This is a genomic window from Flavobacterium aestuarii (assembly GCF_040049115.1).
Taxonomy (GTDB): domain Bacteria; phylum Bacteroidota; class Bacteroidia; order Flavobacteriales; family Flavobacteriaceae; genus Flavobacterium; species Flavobacterium aestuarii.
Map to the genome: position 1 here is coordinate 20341 of NZ_JBDLZZ010000007.1, position 21585 is coordinate 41925.

17 protein-coding genes are annotated in these 21585 nt (G+C 36.1%); 3 read left to right on the forward strand and 14 right to left on the reverse strand.

The genetic code is table 11. The features are described from left to right. Window positions 1–20: 20 nt before the first annotated feature. The 10 genes from ABEG11_RS09135 to ABEG11_RS09180 form a co-directional block, all read right to left on the reverse strand. Window positions 21–1097: a SusE domain-containing protein gene (locus ABEG11_RS09135; protein WP_348823865.1), complete on the reverse strand. Its 1077-nt coding sequence runs from the start codon at window positions 1095–1097 to the stop codon at window positions 21–23. 12 nt (window positions 1098–1109) lie between these two features. Beyond that, window positions 1110–2606 carry a RagB/SusD family nutrient uptake outer membrane protein gene (locus tag ABEG11_RS09140; protein ID WP_348823866.1) on the reverse strand — a complete coding sequence of 499 codons (1497 nt, stop codon included), beginning with the start codon at window positions 2604–2606 and terminating at the stop codon, window positions 1110–1112. A gap of 9 nt (window positions 2607–2615) precedes the next feature. Next, window positions 2616–5894: a SusC/RagA family TonB-linked outer membrane protein gene (locus tag ABEG11_RS09145; RefSeq protein WP_348823867.1), complete on the reverse strand. Its 3279-nt coding sequence runs from the start codon at window positions 5892–5894 to the stop codon at window positions 2616–2618. Window positions 5895–6024: 130 nt separating this feature from the next. Beyond that, window positions 6025–7191 carry a FecR family protein gene (locus tag ABEG11_RS09150; protein ID WP_348823868.1) on the reverse strand — a complete coding sequence of 389 codons (1167 nt, stop codon included), beginning with the start codon at window positions 7189–7191 and terminating at the stop codon, window positions 6025–6027. 201 nt (window positions 7192–7392) lie between these two features. After that, window positions 7393–7956 (reverse strand): RNA polymerase sigma factor, encoded by a 564-nt coding sequence (locus tag ABEG11_RS09155; RefSeq protein WP_348823869.1) that lies wholly within the window; start codon window positions 7954–7956, stop codon window positions 7393–7395. Between the two features lie 285 nt (window positions 7957–8241). Continuing rightward, window positions 8242–8958, reverse strand: coding sequence for a heterodisulfide reductase-related iron-sulfur binding cluster (locus ABEG11_RS09160; RefSeq protein WP_348823870.1), 717 nt, complete (start codon window positions 8956–8958; stop codon window positions 8242–8244). A gap of 1 nt (window position 8959) precedes the next feature. After that, window positions 8960–11071: an FAD-binding and (Fe-S)-binding domain-containing protein gene (locus ABEG11_RS09165; RefSeq protein ID WP_348823871.1), complete on the reverse strand. Its 2112-nt coding sequence runs from the start codon at window positions 11069–11071 to the stop codon at window positions 8960–8962. Between the two features lie 99 nt (window positions 11072–11170). After that, window positions 11171–11827 carry an aspartate kinase gene (locus ABEG11_RS09170; RefSeq protein ID WP_348823872.1) on the reverse strand — a complete coding sequence of 219 codons (657 nt, stop codon included), beginning with the start codon at window positions 11825–11827 and terminating at the stop codon, window positions 11171–11173. Window positions 11828–11946: 119 nt separating this feature from the next. Further along, window positions 11947–12306 carry a YraN family protein gene (locus ABEG11_RS09175; RefSeq protein WP_348823873.1) on the reverse strand — a complete coding sequence of 120 codons (360 nt, stop codon included), beginning with the start codon at window positions 12304–12306 and terminating at the stop codon, window positions 11947–11949. Window positions 12307–12428: 122 nt separating this feature from the next. Next, window positions 12429–13325, reverse strand: coding sequence for a S66 peptidase family protein (locus tag ABEG11_RS09180; protein WP_348824073.1), 897 nt, complete (start codon window positions 13323–13325; stop codon window positions 12429–12431). Window positions 13326–13660: 335 nt separating this feature from the next. Between ABEG11_RS09180 and ABEG11_RS09185 the strand changes: the two genes are divergently transcribed. After that, window positions 13661–14770, forward strand: coding sequence for an endonuclease/exonuclease/phosphatase family protein (locus tag ABEG11_RS09185; RefSeq protein WP_348824074.1), 1110 nt, complete (start codon window positions 13661–13663; stop codon window positions 14768–14770). 66 nt (window positions 14771–14836) lie between these two features. Here the strand turns inward: ABEG11_RS09185 and ABEG11_RS09190 are convergent, their stop codons facing one another. After that, window positions 14837–15787, reverse strand: a complete 951-nt coding sequence (locus ABEG11_RS09190; RefSeq protein ID WP_348823874.1) for an MBL fold metallo-hydrolase — start codon at window positions 15785–15787, stop codon at window positions 14837–14839. A 308-nt stretch (window positions 15788–16095) separates the two neighbouring features. Between ABEG11_RS09190 and amaB the strand changes: the two genes are divergently transcribed. Then, on the forward strand, window positions 16096–17649 hold the full coding sequence (gene amaB, locus ABEG11_RS09195) for an L-piperidine-6-carboxylate dehydrogenase (protein WP_348823875.1): 1554 nt from the start codon (window positions 16096–16098) through the stop codon (window positions 17647–17649). 62 nt (window positions 17650–17711) lie between these two features. Here amaB and ABEG11_RS09200 read toward each other — a convergent pair whose 3' ends face one another. From ABEG11_RS09200 to ABEG11_RS09210, 3 genes are all read right to left on the reverse strand, one after another. Then, window positions 17712–18236, reverse strand: a complete 525-nt coding sequence (locus ABEG11_RS09200) for a DUF6646 family protein (protein WP_348823876.1) — start codon at window positions 18234–18236, stop codon at window positions 17712–17714. 44 nt (window positions 18237–18280) lie between these two features. Continuing rightward, entirely contained in the window at window positions 18281–19012 is a 732-nt protein-coding gene (locus tag ABEG11_RS09205) for a metallophosphoesterase family protein (RefSeq protein ID WP_348823877.1), read from the reverse strand. Window positions 19013–19485: 473 nt separating this feature from the next. Next, window positions 19486–20625: an ATP-binding protein gene (locus tag ABEG11_RS09210; protein ID WP_348823878.1), complete on the reverse strand. Its 1140-nt coding sequence runs from the start codon at window positions 20623–20625 to the stop codon at window positions 19486–19488. A gap of 96 nt (window positions 20626–20721) precedes the next feature. Here ABEG11_RS09210 and ABEG11_RS09215 point away from each other — a divergent pair, with 96 nt between their 5' ends. Beyond that, window positions 20722–21561 (forward strand): DUF4382 domain-containing protein, encoded by an 840-nt coding sequence (locus ABEG11_RS09215; protein WP_348823879.1) that lies wholly within the window; start codon window positions 20722–20724, stop codon window positions 21559–21561. Window positions 21562–21585: the final 24 nt, after the last annotated feature.

Genomic DNA, 21585 nt, shown 5'->3' on the forward strand with positions numbered 1-21585 from the left:
ATTGAATATTTACTTTTTTGTTATAATTTTTTTATGGTATATGCAGCAGTTGCAGGATAACCATTAACAGCCGGGTTAATGTCGTTTATGGTAAATGTAATTTCATAATTACCTGCTTCTGCTACATAATGAGCACCTTGATTATCCAGATACATTATGCCTTCATCATTATTTTTGGCACCATAGTTTATGGTCCAGGAGTCATTAAGCCTGAATTTTACATTGCCGGGAACTAAACTGGCAGTAACTTTCCATTTTTTATTTACATGGTCATAAGTCATGGGTGTACTCGTATTCCAGCTTCCGGCAGTTGCGTCACCAACAATTCCCCATGCATAAGCAATAGAATTCCATTTTAGCGTTTTCAGGTTTACTGTTATTTGATACGAACCAGCTCCAGGCATTTGAAAATCAGTATCGCTCATGTTTTTCAAATCATTATTGCTAGCCCCTGCACCATAAAACTGCGCCCAGTTTCTTTCCTTATTTAATTTGAAACCTAATGCATCAGCAGGTATGGATACATATCCTTGGTACACATCGGTACTTATTGCAAGTAAAGATGCTGCTGTATCAACATTCCAGCCCTGATAACTTCCTGGCATTATTATTTCGCCTGAAACAACTGGTTTTTCAAATGGAGTAACAGTTAAAACAATTGGATCTGAATAAATCGTATGATCCATGTATGATTCTACACGTACAACAATTTCATTTGCCTTATCTATTGGCAGTCCCAGCTGGAGAACTATTTTATTAAGTTCTGCTCCCAATAAAGATTTGCTCAGTACATCTTCACCAACTACAAGACGGGTAGCTGTACTCCAGGCTTTTTCCCCAATAATGTTATCTGGCAGGTCAAATTGCAAGGCATAGGTCACAGGAGCTTTAATAGGATAAACTACAGAAGGCCAAGAAAGTACTACAGCTGGATCAGTTTCATTATCAGCTGATAGAACGATAGTGTTTGCTGAAGTTTCTATATTTGACGGGAAGCTGACCTTTTGCAAAGTGGTCAGTTCGGCGGTGTCTTCACAGGATACGCCAAGCAGCGCTACTGCCGCAAGTACGAGTAACTTATATATATATGTTTTCATGTAAGTTCTTTTTTAGTTGTAACCAGGATTTTGTTTTAAACTTGGATTTGCATCAAGTGCTGCGGTTGGAATTGGAAACAATTTTCTAAACGGCTGTGAAGCGGCTTTGAATTCATTTGGCAATAAAAAGGTGTCAAAACGAATCATATCTTGTCTTCTGTGTCCTTCCCAGTTGAGCTCAAACCCTCTTTCATTGTAAATATCAGTAAGAGTCGGGTTTGCAGCCAGAGGATCAAGGCCGGCACGTTGTCTTACAGCGTCAATGAATGGTTTAGCTGCTCCTGGATTTCCAAGGCGTACATTGCACTCAGCAGTCATCAGCAGGACATCGGCATATCTATAAATTGGAAAATCATTAGAAGCTCCACCTCCATTATTTACACCTGCTGGATAAAACTTAGTATTGCGGACTCCTGCTTGAGGTGCAGCTCCAGGATTGTCTAACGAACCTATTTCCAAAGTGTAATTAACTCCTCCAGGCTGTTCTCCAATTAAAAACTGTTTTTTTCGGATATCTTTATCTTCATATTTTAAGTAGTAATCTTTTGGTATAACAGTTCCATTCCATCCGTTGTAGCCAAATAATTTAGATGCATTTGCCCCAGCCAGGCTGCGTACTGTAAAAATATTACGGGAAACCACATCGACAGAAGAGTAGATTGCTAATATTGTTTCGTCTTCTGGAAGTGTATCTCCAAACAGTTCAAAATATTTATATCCTAATGGGCTTGCCGCATTAGCAGCTCCCGGGTGTAATGAGAATCCTGCTTCATTTAATTTATTGCAAATAGCGAGACATTCTGCCCACTTTGGGCTCCCTGTGTAAACGCCAGCATTAAGATACACTTTGGACAATAACATATAGCCTGCCCATTTGTTGAAACGTCCATAGTATTCTCCGCCTTTAGTAGCCGACAATAATTCTACATTTTCGGTTAATTCCTTCACAACAAAAGCATAAATATCTTTACGATCTGCTTGTGGAATTTTATCGACAGTTATATCATTGGAAGTATAAAAAGGAACATTGCCATAATCATCCATCAACAGATAATAAAAAAAGGCTCTTAATACTTTTGCTTCGGCAATTTTTGAAGGGTCAGCTTTTGATTTTTCTAATTGTTCAATAGCTAAATTGGCACTAAATACTGATTTGTAAAGCCATTTCCAAGTGTTGCCAACGATAAAGCTTGATGGAAGCCAATCATGCTTGAATAATTTTGCAAAGTCCAATTGCCAGTCTCCTGTATTTCTATGCGGGATTACCTGCTCGTCACTCGACATGGCATTTAGGTCATACCAGCCATTGTCGGCACCAGCATATCCAACTCCGTCCCAATTCCCGCCAATTTGTGCATAAACTCCAGCTAACGCAATATTTGCACCTTGGGGAGCATCATAAAAAGGATCTGTTTCGTATTTATCAAAGACATTTTCATCTAAGTTAGTGCAGCTTGCAAATGATAAGAGAGTTAAACTGCTTATCAATACTATATTTTTGATTTTCATTTTCTTTTATTATTTGAATTTAACACTTAGACCCAGACCAACTGTTCTGGTACGAGGGTATATCCCCATGTCACTGCCAAAATTAGCACCACCGCCGGATAAATTGATTTCTGGATCCATACCAGTATAATCAGTAAATAACAATAAGTTGTTGCCAGTAAGTGTAAGACGAAGAGATTCAACGTATTTAACTTCCTTGAAAGTAAAATTATAACCAACAGCCACATTTTCTAATCGGATGAAATCACCATCTTCCAGCCACAAATCAGAGGCGTATTGGCTGGTGTACATTCCTAGTGCAAGCGAGCTTTTCAAAACGTTAGACTTTCCAATACTTTCCTGATAGCTTAAACTTTTGTTCAAGGTGTTATAAATTTTGTTTCCTCCAGACCCTCTCCAAAGCATTGAAACATCCAGGTTTTTATATCTAAATGTAGGATTGAATGAAAAAGTATAAGTTGGCATTGCTGAACCACTGTATGCTCTGTCCAGACTTCTTGATCCTTGATCGATAGAGCCATTTCCATCGCGATCCAATACAGTTTCGGCGTCAGCATTGTCTTTTCCTGTGCTGTGCAAAGTGTAAAATGAACCTACAGGCTTGCCCTTTACCAGGTAAGAATTTGGAGCGCCCCAATCAACAAAGTCAGTATTCAATGGCACACCATTAATGCTTCCGCTTAAATTTAAAACTTCATTTCGCATGAAGGATGCATTACCTGCAAGGGTAAGGGTTGTGTTGTCATTGCTTATTAAATCATAGCTCAATGCTACTTCAATACCTTCGTTCAAAAGACTTCCCACGTTAGCAAATACTTTGTCGAATGGATAAGGAGGCTGTGGCACGGTGTAATTAAACAGAAGATTGTCTGTCGTAGCCGTGTAAGTATCAATAGAACCTCTTAGCCTGCTGTCCAGTAATGAAAAGTCAAGACCAATATTGGTTTGCTTTTTGGTTTCCCATTTCAAATCTGGATTCGCATTTTGAATTTGGCCGTAATTGTTTACTACCGCACCCCCAAAATAAGTAAGGCTTGGATTGCCTTGTCCTACCAATGAAAGCGATTGCTGAGGTGATAATCCCTGCTGATTACCCGTTTCTCCATATCCGCCACGCAGTTTTAATTGAGTAAAAAGGGTCTGATTTGCCATGAAAGGCTCTTTGTCTATAGCCCATCCTAAAGATACTGATGGAAAATTACCCCATTTATTATTATCTCCAAATACAGAAGAACCATCTTTTCTAATACTTCCAGTGATTAAGTAACGTTCTAAATACGCATAATTAAAACGAGTTAAAAACGATATAAGGGTTCTGTCATTTTTATAAGATGAAATATCACCTGGTTTTGCATTCGAAAAATCACCCAATTGCAAAGCATTGTATGTAGCAATGTCGTTTATAAAACCACGAGCCTGTGCAAAATTCCCTTGATAGGTTTGATTTTGCCACTCATAAAGAGCCAAAACATCCAGATTATGATTGCCCAATTTTTTCTTATAATTAAGGCTCATGTTGGTGAGTTTCTCGTTTGTTTTGTTGTTACTTACATTAGCAATACCTTTTTGGTCAATGGCATCTGCATCTGTAGATTCTGATGGCAGATAGTAGCCGTGAGTGCTATTGGTATTTCTCCAGCTGCCAAACCATGCAGCAGTTACACCATCCATGATTTCTAATTCTGCTTTTAAGCTGCCAAATAAATTATCATTTTCATTATGATTGGAAACCGTTTCGGCCGCAGCATAAGGGTTCAGATAATGAAATACGTTAGCATCAGTAAAATAAGTACCATCTACATTATAAACAGGATTGGTAGGACTTATAAAATAAGAGTTTGTAATCAGGTTGGATCTAAAAGATGCTCTCCCTATATTACCTATGCTATAATCAGTATCAATTATACCGCTGTTCAGATTAAAAGTCAATTTTAATTTGTCATCAAATGCCAATTGAGTGGCTTGAATGCGTCCAATGTATTTATTGCTTTTTGAATTTATAACCACTCCTTCCTGCAGGATAGCTGAAATAGAAGCTCTATAATTGAATTTTTCTGCTCCGCCGCCAAAAGCCAAAGCATGTGTTTGAGTAAAACCATTTTGTGTCAAAATATTAAACCAGTCGGTACTTGCACCATGATTGGATAATGCAGGAACACCAACTTTCTGTGCTTGCTGCCACCATTCATCAGCATTAAGGACTTCCAATGGATTTGGAATTTCGTCTACAGACATTGTTCCTGAGTACTCTACGGATGTTTTTCCTGCCTTGCTTTTTTTAGTTGTAACTAGGACAACTCCAGCAGCTCCTCTAGCCCCATATACAGCTGCAGCCGATGCATCTTTTAAAATATCCATAGAAGCGATTTCACTTGGAGGAATTTGATTTAACAAATTCAAATCACCCTGCACGCCGTCAATGACTATTAATGGATCATTTCCTCCCACTAAAGAGGTTAAGCCTCGTATTCTAATATTGGGAGCAGCTCCTGGCTCACTTCCAGTCTGAGTAATGTTTACCCCAGCCATTTTTCCCGAAATCAGCTGTAAAGGGTTTATAATAGAGCCTTGATTCATATCTTTTTGACTGATTGAGGATACGGCACCTGTTACATTTTTTTTGGAAATAGAGCTATATCCTATCAATACAACCTCTTTTAATGATGTTGTTTCTGGCTGTAATTGTATGGTGGGATTTATCTGATCCGCCAAAAATATTTTTTTCACATAGCCTACATAAGTAACAACCAGCATGGCAGTATTACTTTGTACTGTTATTTGAAAACCGCCATCAAAGTCTGTCAGCACGCTGTTTTTCGTACCCTGTTCGGTAACGGTTGCACCAGGCAAAGGCATTCGGTTTTCGTCAATGATTTTTCCTTTTATATTTTGTGGAAGAAAAGGCAGGCTTTCAGATTTAATAATTATTGCGGGTTTTTTGAGCATAATCTGCGTATCCCTGATTATAAAATCTGTCGAAGTTCCTTTAAAAATTTTATCTAAAACCGTGTTTATATTCTGATTTTTTACATGAATAGAAATTATACGGTCTAAATCGATGTCGTTTAATTTATAAATAAATTTAAAGTCAGTTTTTTGCTCAATCGTTTCAATAACTTTTTCCACAGTAGTATTGTTCAATTCTAAGCTTACTTTTGTTTTTTGGGCATAAGTATCGGCTCTTGAATTAAAAATGGCAACTAAAAGTAATAGTGTGGTTAGTTTCAATTTCAGGTCAATTTTGAACAACGAAAATTGCATTCCGTCATTCTTTGATTTTTTTTTCATAATTTTGTTAATTGATTGTATTTAATCTGTTAGGTTCAATCACTTATTCAATCGGAAATTGTTCGCAGCTCTTTCCGATTTTTTTATTCTGTTAAGTTCAATTCATAGTTTTCTGTTTGGTTTTTAAGGGTTAGTTAATGGTTATTGTATTGTTTTTTCTATTATAATTAAAGCCATAAGCATCGTCAAAATAACTTAATACTTCTTCTATAGATTTGTCTGCAAAACGGGCATTGAATTTTTCGTTTGCTAATTTTTGGTTTTTAACTACAATGTTAACATCATATCGCCGTTCTAATTTTTTACAGATATTGATAAAGCTTATGTTTCTAAAGGCCAGTCCGCCGTTAATCCAGCAAGTATACATGTCTGTGTTGACTTCTTTGGCAGCGATTTGGCTGCTGTTTTTGTTAAAGCTTCCTTTATAGCCAGGTTTCAGGATTGTATTTTTAGCAGCATTAAAGTTTTCATTTGCTGTATACATGCCCACAGAGCCTTCTACCAGGACAACATCTGTCATGTCATCTTCGGGATAGCTGGAAACATTAAAATGGGTTCCCAAAACCCGAACATTCAATTTGTCGGCATTTACTATAAAAGGATGTTTTTTATCTTTTGCAACATCAAAAAAAGCTTCACCATCCAGATAAACCTGCCTGTTTTCGCCAGCGATGAATTTTACAGGATATTTTAAAGTAGTACCCGAATTCAAATGCACTACAGTACCATCTGACAATTCCAGTTCAAATCGCTTTCCATTTGGAATTTTCAAAGTATTGTATACCAGTTTTTCAATAGAAGTTTTGGTGTCATATGCAATTTTGTTTCCGTTTTGATTCCCTACAATATGACCCTCGGCATCGGCAACCTGGCTTTTTTTGCCTTCGGAGATAACTTGAATTTCGCCATTTTCCAGCTGTAATGTGATATCGCTGCTGTTAATGATGGGACTGCTTTTGGAAATTGCAGTATTGTTATTTTTATAAGTGATACCAATTGACAGCAGTACGATAATTGACGCTGCAATAGCCAGATATTTTTTGAAGGGGAATTTTCTTTGTTCTGTTTCCTCTATCTCTTGTGCCTGAATTAAAATTTTAGAAAATATCTGATCAGAAGTAGTAGCATCCATTTTTGGAGTTTTTTCCAATATAGATTTTACTTCTTCAACGGTTGGGAAATCAGTAGTGAGATTGTTTTTTCTGCAATAGTCAATCACTTTGTCAGTTTCGTCAGCCGAGCATTGGTTCAAAATGAACTTATGAAGTAATTTTTGTATTTCTGAATTTTCATTCATTTCGAATATATTTATTGTTGCTTTTATATAATACAGCTGAAGTGCAGTTGAGTACTACTCAATCGTTGTAATTTTTTTAATTTTAACACAATTTAAAATTCAATTAACTGATTTTTAAATGTTTATAAATTAATTTTTTTTCAAAAAAAATAAAAAAAATCACTCGATTAGGAGTGATTGCAAAAAAAAATGTTTTTGTATTTAAGTAAAACCATCATGAGCCTGAAAAAATACCCGAATGGATTCGAGGGCCTTGCTCATCTGATTTTTGACTGTATTGACAGAAATTCCTAATTCCTGACTTATTTCTTCATATGTTTTTCCCTGTTTTCTAGACATTTTAAAAATGCGTTTGCGTTTGGGAGGAAGCTGTTTTATAGCCTGTTTTTTAAGTTTTTTACAGTCGTCTTCGCGAATGGTGTAATCTCCTTCAGCATGTGATTTCTGACTGCTGTAAAAAACTTCTTCTTTCAAAAGCACATCATTTGCCGCTTTATTTAAAAGATTAAAAGCTTGGTTTCGGGCAATTGTAAATAGAAAAGATTTGAATGATTGCTCCAGGTTTATATTCTCTCTATGAAGCCAGATTTTTAAAAAAACATCTTGCACATTTTCTTCTGCAAGCTCTTTCGATTTTAAAAGACTTATGCTGTAACCATAGATATCTTGATAATAGAAATCATATAGTCTGCGAAATGCTTTTTCGCTGCCATTTTTGAGTTCACTTACCAGCAATTGTTCGCTAAAATCTTTTGTCGTTGACATGGATTATTGACCCCTTAATTTTTTAAGATTATAATAAGGATATTCTTAATTTAAGCGTAGCATTGGCTTAAATAGTCGACAAATATATAAAAATATTATTCGTATTGACATTTTAAAAAAAAGTTGCATCGTAAAATTTTATTGATTTTTTGAAACTTTTCATTATATAAACATTAATTGAGTTTATAAGTATAATTCACTTATAATCAATTATTTGTTAATAGGTTTAATTGTGTTAATGCAAAAAATATTTATTCTTTTTTTTCTCAACGAAAATATTTTTTTTTAACGTGTAACCTCTTCGATTAAATAAAAAATAGATTTGAAATCAATACCGCTCATTTTTTCCAAACCAATTTCACAAGTTCTGCTGGTTGAAAAACCTTCTTTGCAAGCAGCAGGAATCTGGGCTTTTAAATCGCGTAATCCGTGCTCGTTTAATTCTGGAATCAGGAAGCCTCTGTCACCTGCAAAACCACAGCAATTGCTGTCAATAACAGTAACATTATTGGCGCATAACTGTGATAAAGCAGCAAGCTGATTCATTTTTCCAATTTTTTTGACAGAACAAACCGGGAAAACCGTTACAGTATCTTTTTTGTTTTTCACCATCAGATTTGGCATCACATAATCGAGCATAAATTCAATAGGATCCACAATTTTTAAAACATTCGAGAATTCTTCTTTCGAATGATAAAAACACGGGCTCATATCGTAAAGTACAGGATATTTACCATTTTCAGAAGCTTTTAAAAGTGTAGTTTCCAATGCTTCAGATTTTGCATGATTAGCTTCTGTAAAACCTTTGCTGGAAAAAGGCATACCACAGCATTGATCATCTATTGATTCGGGATAAATTATTGTGAATCCGGCACGGACCAATAAGCGGTGCGTGAGTTCGGTCAATTGCAAATCATCTGAGTTCTGAAAACGGTTTTTTCCCATGCTTCTGTTAATGCATGAAGGAAAGTAAACGACTTTTAAATCGGCTGCTGTATTCATTTTAGTGCTTTTGATTCATGTTAATTTTATTCGCTCCTTTTGGCATTTCCGGTATCCATTTTGGCACTTTTCCAAAGGTGACAAAATGCGACAGATTGGATAATGCTGTCATAATATTGGTTCCAAAAATGGAGTGAAAAAAAGAAACTATTTTTAGTCCTGATCTCATGACCGATGTAGTTACTGCCATGTGTGAACCAATGTAAGACGCAGTTTTTTTAGCACTGGTATTTAATTCATTGGCCCGCCATGTTTTTACAAATTTTCCAGTATCAATATAAACTGGGCAGGCAAGAGCACAAAGTCCATCTGTGGCACAGGTTTCATCCAGCTGATAGGCTACATCTTTTCTAATTGCTGCTAATCGTTCCGGATTATCATTCGATTCTTCCAATCGGCTGATTTCTCGGGCAATTACAATGCGCTGCCTTGGGGATAAAGTCAATCCTTCGGAAACGCAGTGTGGTTCGCAAAAGCCGCATTCCATGCATTTATCAACAATGGCGTGCGATTCTGGCATTGGCTTTAAATTCTTGAGATGTGCTTTGGGATCAGGATTGATTAATACATCAGGGTTGATTTTGTTATTAGGATCAAAAATATTTTTGATGCGTTTCATGATTTCGTAAGCTTTGGTTCCCCATTCTTTTTCCACAAACGGAGCCATGTTACGGCCTGTGCCGTGTTCGGCTTTCAAGGAGCCATTAAAACGGTCAACTACTAAAATAGCCAGTTCCGACATTAGTTTTTCGTAACGGTCCACTTCGGTCTGGTTTGAAAAGTCCTGAGAAAAAACCAGATGCAGATTCCCTTCTAAGGCATGGCCAAACAAAACGGCATCATGGTATTCGTGTTTTTGGAACAGTTCTTTCATGGCCAGACAAGCATCGGCTAGCTGGGGTAATGGGAAAGCAACATCTTCAATAATAACTGATGTTCCGTTTTTTCGCAGTCCTCCAACAGTTGGAAGCAATCCTTTCCGTGCTTTCCAGTTGAAATAATACTGCTGGGGATCGGAAGTGAATTCATATTCTGCATAGGTTGGAATAGATTGGATTTTTAGCCTGATCTGTTCTTGTTTATGGTGCAGAATAACCAAATCATTGTCACGGCATTCTACCAATAAAGCACAAGCAGATTCCGGTAATGTTTTGAAATAAGCTGGGGCATCTGGATCGTTTTCTACGGAACGGATGGATTCTCTATCCAGTAATTCGACTGCGGCAACAGGTGCCGATTTCAATAAAATAGTGGCATTGCACGCATCCTGAATCGTTTTAAAAATTAATAAAGAGCAGGATTTGTGTTTCTCGTCTATTACCGTTTTGAAAGTTACATTCGAAATAAAGGCCAAAGTCCCTTCAGAGCCGACCATCAGGTGTTTGATGATTTCAATCGGGTCTTCATAATCAACAAAAGCATTGATGCTGTAACCCGTAGTATTTTTTATTTTGAACTTATTTTTGATAAGGTGATACAGAATTTCATCATCTTTAATAGTATCTCTTAGATTTTCTATTTCTTGGATTAAAACTGTTTGATTCTTCTTGAAAGCTGTAACATTGTTTATATCAGCGGTGTCCAGAATAGTTCCGTCATGGAGTATTATTCGAACATTGGCTATGGTTTGATAAGAGTTTTGAGCTGTACCGCAACACATACCGCTGGCGTTATTAGCTACAATTCCACCAATCATAGCGGCACCGATTGATGCTGGATCTGGACCAATTTTCAAACCATGTGGTGCTAAAAAAATATTCGCACGAGCACCCACAATTCCTGGTTCCAGCTTTATTTTCTGATTATTATCTAAAAGTTCAAAATTTTTCCAGCCATGAGTGGCTACTACTAAAACCGAATCAGTAATGGCCTGACCCGACAAACTTGTTCCAGCGGCTCTAAAAGTCAATGCAATACCAAGTTTTGTGGCTTGCCTTATAATTTCGACAACTTCGGCCTCATTATGAGCGAGAATTACGATTTGTGGAATAAGCCTATAAAAACTGGCATCAGTTCCATAAGCAAGAGTTTGCAGTGGATTTGTTAAAATTCGCTTTGGATCAATAGATTTTGATAAAATGTCTTTTAACTTCTGATAGGATGGAGCCAGCATAAGGTTAAGTTGTTTAATCGTATAACAAAGTGTAAATTTAGTTATAAATAAAAAACGAAGCACTAGGCTTCGTTTTCAAATTTTATAAAAAAACAGATTTTAGTTTTTCAAATCCTTAATTACTCTGAAAGCAACATCTACTTCATTTTCGCTTACCATAATCGTAAACTCATTTGAAGTTGAAATTACTTCATTGATAATGATTCCTTCCCAGGCCAAACGCTGGAAAATAAAATAATAAATTCCAGGAACTACAATATTTTCTTTAGGTAATTTAACGGTAATGGAAGCTAGATTTTCTAGTTTCTGAATCAATTTTTCATTTACAAAGTGTTTTTCGACCAAATGATTTACACTATTGCTAACCACAATATTAGTTTCATTAACGCCTTTGGACGAAGTATAGAAAATATCTGGAAGCGAATTGATATCTGTGATCAAATCGGCTTGTTTATTCAAAACAGTATCCGAAACAACATAGGTATAATCGGTCAAAGCTGAACGTACTGTAATTTCGCCAATATTCTTTATTACTTTATTGATTTTGTGATTCAGTCGGAAATCCAGTTCTTCTGTCAAACGTTTTAGAGCCATTACTACGGCACCTTGCTTTACTTCTTTTCCAAATTCACTTTCTAATTCGGTCATAATATTTCTTGACAAAGAAGTCAAGTTAATGATGCCCAATGATAAAGCATTTAATAAAAATGGTTTTGTTTTAATGTAATTTTCTACAATAGACGATACAGTTTTCATAATTTCAAGTTGGTTATTTTTTTGTAGTTATGCTGATATTGAAATGGTTTAGTTTCTAATACCGGAGCAAATATAAACAAAAAAACAATTTGTTACAAATATAACATTGTTAAATTTCTTTAAAAATAGAAAAAAGCATCTGTAAGGTGTTCAATTGCAAAGGATTTCTCATTTTTATTAATGGCAATGATATCAAAACGGATATCCAGATCCAAATCTCTTTCGATTACATAAGCATCTACAGCTTTTATTAATAGCTGGATTTTTTTGGGTTTTACAAAATCCTGAGGCAAACCAAATTCTAGGGACGATCGGGTTTTTACTTCTACAATGGCCAGTGTGTTTTCTATTTGAGCAATAATATCAATTTCGGCTTTTTGAAACGTCCAGTTTGTATCGAGAATAGTATAGCCGTTTTTTTTAAGATAATCCACAGCCAGATCCTCTCCCAGTTTTCCAAGTTCGTTGTGTTCAGCCATTGAGATTTTAGATTTTAGAATGCAGCTTTCTGATTTGAGAGAATAGAAATAGAACATAGAAAATAGATTTAAAGAGAAGTCTAAAAACATCTTTTATCTCTTCTCTATATTCTATCTTCTTTCTACTCAAAAACCACCGTATTGCAGTTTTCGTTCACATCCATGGTAATGATATTTCCCATAATCAGGGCTCTGTTGTCATGAACATGCCCCGCTGGAAAATTATAGAGTATCGGAATATTGTATTTTTGTGTCACGTCCTGAACAATTTCGTTGGCATTTTTCCCCCACGGTATATCGTTGTCTTTCATTTTGGTCATGCCGCCTACGATAATTCCTTTGATGCTTTCCAGACAGCCGTTGCGTTTCAGGTTCATCATCATTCGGTCAATATGGTAAAGGTATTCGTCAAGATCTTCGATAAATAAAATTTTATCGGTACAATCGATAGCCGATTTTGATCCAAATAAACTATACAAAATAGATAAGTTCCCGCCTACTAATTCTCCAGTGGCTTTCCCAAAACGGTTCATAGGGAACGGATCGATCTGATACGATAATTTTTCGCCAAACAGAGCCGTCTTCAAAGTTGCAATCGATTCAGGTGCTGTTCTTTCTACACTCACCGGCATGGTTCCGTGAATGGATTTGTATCCCATAGTATTGAGATGATTGTGCAAAACCGTCACATCACTAAAACCAACAATCCATTTTGGATGCTGTTTAAATTGGGTAAAATCCAATAAATCAATCATACGTACTGTTCCGTAACCGCCACGAGCACACCAGATTGCCTTGATTTTCGGGTTATCCAGCTGCTGCTGAAAATCGGCCGCACGCTGTTCATCAGTTCCTGCCAGTTGGTTTAAATCTAATCCGATGGTGCTTCCAATAACGACTTCCAAACCCCAGGCATGCAGTAAATCTATTGTAGGTTTCAAGTTATCGTCTACATTTTTTCTAGCAGTCGCCACAATGGCAACGGTATCTCCTTTTTGTAAATACGGCGGTGTAATCATAGTAGTTTGAGCTTGGCTGTTCATAGATTGTAAAGTAAAAATAAGCAATAGTATAGGATACAAAACACCATGTTTTTTATTAAAAGAAAATGGACTGGTATTCATGTAGTGCTTTTTGAAAAGTGATTATTACAAGGATAAAAGCAAAGATATACATTTAAGAATAACAGGTAAAAGACTTTCTGGTTTAATAATGACCACAGATTAAAAATGATTTTCACAGATTATTAATCTTTTTTTAATCTGTGGCAAAAAAACAGAGGTTTTAACAGAAAGCAATAATTGTAATCAAATTACTATATTTACAAAAACTGAACCATTTGAAAAAAGTAATAATGAACCGAAAGATTTATTTTTATCTAATTCTTTTATTAATTATCAAAGGAAATGCGCAGACTAAATCTTTTGTGATACATACAGTCGCATTCTACAATTTTGAAAATTTTTATGATACCATTAATGACCCTTCAATTAATGATGAAGATTGGACTCCAAAAGGGAATCAGCATTGGAATACCAAAAAATACCGTCAGAAACTCGAAAACTTAGCCCGTGTTCTCTCCGAAATCGGCACTTCCGAAAACCCAAATTCTCCCACATTTATTGGCGGAGCCGAAATTGAAAATCAAGGGGTGCTGGAAGATTTAATCAAACAGCCCACATTGATTGATAAAGACTACGGAATCGTACATTTTGATTCTCCGGATAAAAGAGGAATTGACGTTGCTTTGTTGTATCAAAAAAAGCAGTTTCAGCCCACAAGTTTCAGCAATATTCCGCTGTATGTTTATCGAGAAGCACAACCTCTCAAAGAAGAAGCAAAAACCGAAGCATCCGAAAATATAGAAACCGAAGACATTATTCAAATCAATACTAATAATCATCGGGTTTATACCAGAGATCAATTATTAGTCACTGGCTTTTTGAACGGAGAAGAAATTCATATAATAGTCAATCATTGGCCTTCGCGTGCGGGAGGCGAAAAGAAATCCAGTCCATATCGGGAAATGGCAGGTGCTTTGAACAGGAAAATAATTGATTCCCTGCAGCACATCAATCCCAATGCAAAAATCATCACGATGGGCGATTTGAACGACAGCCCTTTTAATAAAAGTGTCAAAAAAGCGCTCGGAGCCAAAGGTAAAATTCAGGATGTTGATGGTTTTGGGATTTACAATCCATTCGAAGAAATGGCGAATAAGGGACTGGGTACAATTGCTTTTCGTGACGCTTGGGATATTTTTGACCAGGTTATGGTTTCGGGTTCGCTGCTGCAAAAGGATTACAACACCTATCAATATTGGAAAGCTGGCATTTACAACAAACCCTTTTTAATCCAGAAAAGCGGTAAATACAAAGGATATCCATTACGGCATTCCTTAACTGAAATTGGTTTCAGTGACCATTTTCCAGTATATGTTTATTTGATTAGGGAGAAAAAATGAATTTTTCACCGCAAAGAGACCTAACAGGTTTTTTGAAACCTGTTAGGTCTAATGCATTAGTTAAAACTACAATTCAAATTTTCTTCCCTGTTCAGGAAAAACCAAATCAACTCCTAGTACGTTTTCTTTTTTTAATTGCTCCTTAATCTTCTGAATATTTTTTGTTGGCGGTTTTCTATGCGTGATAATGATTTTTAAATCCTGCAGGCTTCCTTTGCCAGCAAGTTCTTCCAATTTGCTGAGTTCTTTCATTAAATGACCAGGCGTCAAGTGTCCATATAAAGCATTGTCAGGCTGTTCATTTGGAAATGAAACTTCAATAAAAATCCCTCTCAGTTTTTTTTCTTTAATTAAAGGTGCAACAGCCTGCCACAGTATTTTCAAATCGTTGCTTTTTTCAATTTCATCAGGACCGGTATCACCCATATACAAAACATAATTTTCTTCGTTTCTAATTAAAAAAGCACTGCTCTCATAAGGATTTACATGACTTAGAGGAAACGTTTTTACCGTCATTGCCGTATTGCTCAATTCTATTTCTTCGCCATAAGGGAGCGTTTCAAAATGATATTTTTTTATCTGATAACCAACACCCTCATCACCAAAATTAGCCCAGGTTTCTCCATTAAAATAATGTTCCTTCATCATCTCCATACATTTTTTGGTGGCATAAACAGTTTTGGAAGAATCGGCAGGAGAATTAATAATCAAGCCCGAAACGTGATCAAGATGAGCATGCGAAATAAGATAACCTTTAATGTATTTTCGCAAAACTTCATCGCCCGAAACCGTAAATTCATTATTAGCAATAGCCTTCTCAATACCGGCATTTATGGTTCCAGCATCAAGACAGATAAATGCATTCGTGTTTTTGAGAGCCACCAGATAAGCCGAAAGATTCGCCTCGTCTACACCTCCTTTAACTCCCAAGGGAACCACATCAAAAACTTTTTTCTGCGCCAGCAAAGGTGAAAAAATTAAAAAAATGATAATAAAATACAGTGAGATGGATTTCATGTTAAAAGTAATTATGAATTTATTTTAGGTATAAAAATACTGCCTTCTTTTTTTAATGGCTGTGTTTTTTTATAAAAATTGACTTAGAAGATATAAAAAATGGCATAATTTTGTTTTTTTTATAAAGACAGAACAGTTTTTTCTATAAATCAAAAATCGCCCTGTTTGTTAATTCCGCAGGAGTCACACCTGACGAAAGATCCTATAGAATAACAATATTGGTCAAAGAAAATTTCAGATCTATTAAAATTCAACTTGAAATTATATCTTTACACAAAAATATAACAATTTTAACCAATAAAGTTACAATGACAACAATAGCAAATCAATTTGGAATGAAAGAGGCATTAGCGCAATTGGGAGTTAAAACCATAAACGAAGGGACTTCGACAGGAATTAACCATTTTTCAGGCGGAGAAATCCTGGAGAGCTTTTCGCCAGTTGACGGTAAATTAATTGCTTCTGTAAAAATGAGCACACCCGCCGATTACGAAAAAGTAATGCAGACTGCCACCGAAGCTTTCAAAACCTTCCGATTAATGCCGGCACCACAGCGTGGCGAAATTGTACGTCAGTTTGGAGAAAAATTGAGAAAAAATAAAGAAGCCTTAGGAAAACTGGTCTCTTACGAAATGGGTAAATCATTGCAGGAAGGATATGGCGAAGTTCAGGAAATGATTGACATTTGTGATTTTGCCGTTGGACTTTCCCGTCAACTGCACGGTTTAACCATGCATTCGGAACGTCCTGGACATAGAATGTATGAGCAATATCATCCGCTGGGAGTTGTCGGAATCATTTCGGCTTTTAATTTTCCTGTGGCCGTTTGGTCTTGGAATACTGCTTTGGCATGGATCTGCGGAGATGTCTGCGTTTGGAAACCATCGGAGAAAACACCACTTTGCGGAATCGCCTGCCAGAATATTATTGCCGAAGTTATCAGAGAAAATAATCTTCCGGAAGGGATTTCATGTTTGATAAATGGCGATTACACTATTGGAGAATTAATGACTGCCGATAAACGTGTGCCTTTAGTTTCGGCAACAGGTTCTACCCGAATGGGGAAAATAGTAGCTCAGGCTGTAGCTGGCCGTTTAGGGAAATCATTATTAGAATTGGGCGGAAACAACGCCATTATTGTAACTCCAGATGCAGATATCAAAATGACCGTTATCGGAGCTGTTTTTGGAGCAGTGGGAACTGCAGGGCAACGCTGCACTTCAACTCGCCGCTTGATTATTCACGAAAGTATTTATGATAAAGTAAAAGATGCCGTTGTTTCGGCTTACGGTCAATTGCGAATAGGAAATCCATTAGATGAAAAAAATCACGTGGGCCCGTTAATAGATACACATGCTGTCGAATTGTATAATAATGCATTGAACAAAGTAGTTGCCGAGGGCGGAAAAATCCTTGTTGAAGGCGGAGTACTTTCTGGCGAAGGTTACGAAAGCGGCTGTTATGTAAAACCTGCCATTGCCGAAGCGCAGAACTCTTTCGAAATTGTACAGCACGAAACTTTTGCACCAGTTTTATATTTGATTAAATATTCAGGAACGGTAGAAAATGCTATTGATCTTCAAAATGGAGTAGCTCAGGGTCTGTCTTCGGCCATAATGACTAATAATCTGCGTGAAGCAGAACAATTTTTGTCGGCTGTTGGCTCAGACTGTGGAATTGCCAATGTCAATATCGGAACTTCGGGAGCGGAGATTGGTGGTGCTTTTGGCGGGGAAAAAGAAACTGGAGGAGGAAGAGAATCTGGTTCGGATGCTTGGAAAGTATATATGCGCCGTCAGACTAACACGATCAATTATACAACAAGCCTGCCATTGGCACAAGGAATCAAATTTGATTTGTAGGTAACTATAATTCATAAAAAAGGGCTTGTTTTTTATTAACAAGCCCTTTTTATTTTTAGTTTTTAATCTAAATTAAATGAAGCGCCTATACTAAAGGTAACCTGATTGTTTAAATGATCAAATACTTCTTTATCGTCACTGTATTTTGCAATTGGAAATCCTAGTTCAGTAAAAACACCAAAACCATCAGTAAAAAAGTAACGGCCTCCAATGTGACCACCAAAATTGTGCAATCCTAAGCTCAAACCTGGATAAATATCCAATTGGTCTACACCAATTACACTGCTTAAATTGGCATTAATTCTAAATTTTGCATCAAAACGATCTTGAAATTCTGGTTTTAAGCTAACATAACTGCTTTCGCCGTATGTCCCCGAAAACTCATCTACACCTAATAAATAAGTCGTTACAAAACCATAAGAGAAATTTTCACCAAGTCCGAAATCAGCAGATGCTTGAATTCCTGAACCACCGTCTTGCAGATTGGCACCAATATTAATTTTCGAGTCACCTTTTCCTTTAAAAGCTTGCTGGGCATTTGTTAGCCCAAAAGAAACTAAAAATAAAACTGTAATAATTTTTTTCATTTGCCGAAAATATAAGATAATTAATTTTTCGGCAAATATAAGATTTAGATTCTATTCCGTCCTTTTTCGGTTGGATATAAACTAGGGAGCGGTTCACTTTGCCAAAACTGCTTGGTGTCTACATCAAATATAGTTAGCGATCCTTTGAATGCAGCACTGGTATCAATATTCCACACATTCGCTTTTTGCATTGGAATGGTTTCCCCAATGCGGGAAACAGGAGTATGACCTATATAAATTTCATTATACAAAGTAAAACGTTTGGGATAATAAGGATGATCTGGATTCATTTTTGGATCTAATGCCAAAGCGGTTTCCCAAAGGGTTCTGTCCCAATAGAACAGTTTTGGGAAGTATTCATAAATCACGCCATTAACGTTAGTAAAACCTGCGTGAATAAACATCCTGTTTTGTTCATCAAGGTAGTAGTCCTTGAGTGACTTCAGGAATTCTATATGCTTTTTTTTGGTGTCATAATCGACTTTTTCATAGGCTAAAACAGTTGCTTCGCCTCCGTGCTGGTACCATTGTTCGTTGTCTTTATTGTCATCGAGCCATTCTCTTAATAATTCATCATGGTTGCCACGAATACAAATTACATCATGAGTTTTTTGCAATCCTATCAAAAAATCTATTACTTGTGGGGATTGGCTCCAGCCATCTACATAATCACCCAAAAAAATAAGCTTATCTTTTGTAGTTACGTTTGCTCTTTCCAGAACTTGATGCAGGGCTCTTAATCCACCATGTATATCTCCTATTACTAATGTTCTCATATTCTCAATTTGTTCTTTTACAAAAATAGTTAAAAGTGATGCAGATTGTGTTTTTTTAAGCCGATAGCAGCTGTAATTATTTAGAGAAAAATAAAAGATACAGGAATTGAATTTTAAGGAGAAAAAGTTTAGAAAAATTCAGCAGAATCTGGCTAAGAATAAATTTTTAAGTTTTTATTAAGAATAAATCGGTCAAACGGGTATTTATACCTGTTGAAATTCAATCAATTAATAAACGCCGCAAGATAATTTTTAAGTACATTTGGGATTCAAAAAACAGTACTTCTTTTTAAAAGCAATTGTTTTTTAAAGAAATCAGTATAAATTAATTGAAATTTTAAAATGAATGCACTTCTTACATTATTGATTTTATTGACCAATACTATTTGTCAGGTAATAATTGATGTGGTTAATTGGGTAGCGGGATTGTTCAGTTAACCGAAAGCAATCCTGATAAATAATACGGTACAATTTTATTGAACGTCATATTTCATTTTTCTCAAAATCCGTAACGCTTCTTTGAAAGAAAGATATACTTGCGTAAACGGTTTTAATAATTCTTTAGCATCGATCAGCTTTTGTTTAGCTTCTTCAAAACCATTGAGATAGCAGATCATAAATGTCGATGGCAGATGATCTAAATCTTTCCTTTCACGATCTGATAGTCTGATATTTTTTTCAATTTTGTTGAGCAATGCCATATTTGAATTATAAATATGGTAAAGCATTTTCTTGTTGTATTTGGGAGGTTCAAAAAGTATTTTTCTGTCAATTTTATAATATCCATTATCATGAAAATGGATGGTTTGCTGTTCCAGCGGATAATAACTGGTTTTGTCATTCAATCCCAATGGGACATATTCAATAATTGTAAAACTGTCTTCATCATAGCTTATTTCAACAACATCCTGGGCTGAATAGAATAATTTGATCTGCTCGTTAATCAGTTCGATATCAACGCGTGACAAATAGGTTTTGTTTCGGGATTTTTTTGCAATTCCTGCCCAGCAGATGACGAATAATTCGTTGAAAACCTTATATTTTGGTGCCATGTCTTTATGGCGGTAATTCATGAAATCAATCACGCCATCAAGGGTATATTTGATGCTGTTTCTCGAATTATTTTCAATGCCAATTACGGTTTCAGTATTTTGAAAATTCTTTTCCACTTCGCCTTCAACAGGCGTTGTATTGCTTCCTCTCCTGATAAAAACAGTATTCGCAGCAATAGTATGTATCCCTTTTTTAAAATAAGAAGTTCTGCTGTTTGGTTTTATAGTAACTAACCCAACTACTTTGTCTTTTGGCAAATTAGGAAAAGGAACATTTTCGTATTGGATTCTGGGGGGATTTTCAAGAAAAGCATTCACTAAATTCTGAATGCGGCTATCGTCAAAAAAATCATCTCCAACAATTTCATTGTTTTCATCTTCGACACCAACTACTATATAAGAGTTGTTAGTGGGATTAGAATTGGATAAGGCACAAATGTGTTTTAAAAATTTTGCCTTGCCCTCCCGGGTGTGTAAATTCAGCTGTCTTTTTTTATCATAAAAACTGCTCTCGTCATTGTGAGCAAGGAGATTTTTGATAAGAATCCGTTTATTAATCATTGTTAATATTGTGTCTTTAGAGTAAAAACAACACTAAACCGAAATTTTGTACGTTCTAAATTTACTGATTTTATACGAACTAAATTTATTAAAATTATGAAAACAATTAAAGCAAGCAGATTAGTTTTTTTTGCAATTACAATGCTGAGTCTGGTTTTTATCAGATGTAATGAAAATGATGATTCTTCAAGTGCCGATGGAACATCAAAAGTCATGGTAAGATTGTCTGATGCTCCTGGGGATTATAAAGAAGTAAATGTTGAGGTTAAAGATGTCTTGATAAAAAGCAGCTCAGATAGTGATGATCAGGGCTGGGTGAGTATTGGGAAAAATCCAGGTGTTTATAATTTACTGGATTTAACAGGAGGAGTTACAGCTTTAATCGCCGATGGTACAATTACTTCGGGGCATTTGGGACAAATTCGATTATTGCTTGGTGACAATAATACAGTGGTGCTTAAGGATGGTACTACACATGCTTTGAAAACACCCAGCGCACAACAATCGGGATTAAAATTGCAAGTCAATTATACTTTAATGGCAGACAGAACATACGAATTCTTATTGGATTTTGATGTAGCGCATTCAATTGTTGTTCAAGCTGGTGCTTCTGATATCTATAATCTGCATCCAGTAGTCCGAGTTTCAACAAACGAAACTTCAGGAAGCATTAAAGGGACTATCAGTCCGGCATTGGCCGGTTATCAGGTTCAAGCATCTGTTCAAGTTGGAACGGCAACGCTAACGGCCTACGCAAATGAGGCAGGGGTATTTCAATTGGATGGACTTCCAGTTGGGACTTATGAAGTTACGCTGACTCCCGAACCCGCTTCGGGTAAAGCAGTAATGAAGGTTCCAGGTGTAGTTGTTGCTAACGCAGCTGTAACCGACATAGGGAATATTACATTGATTGATATTGTTACAGCCAGATTATAATTCTGCATTTATTTTAACAGAAAA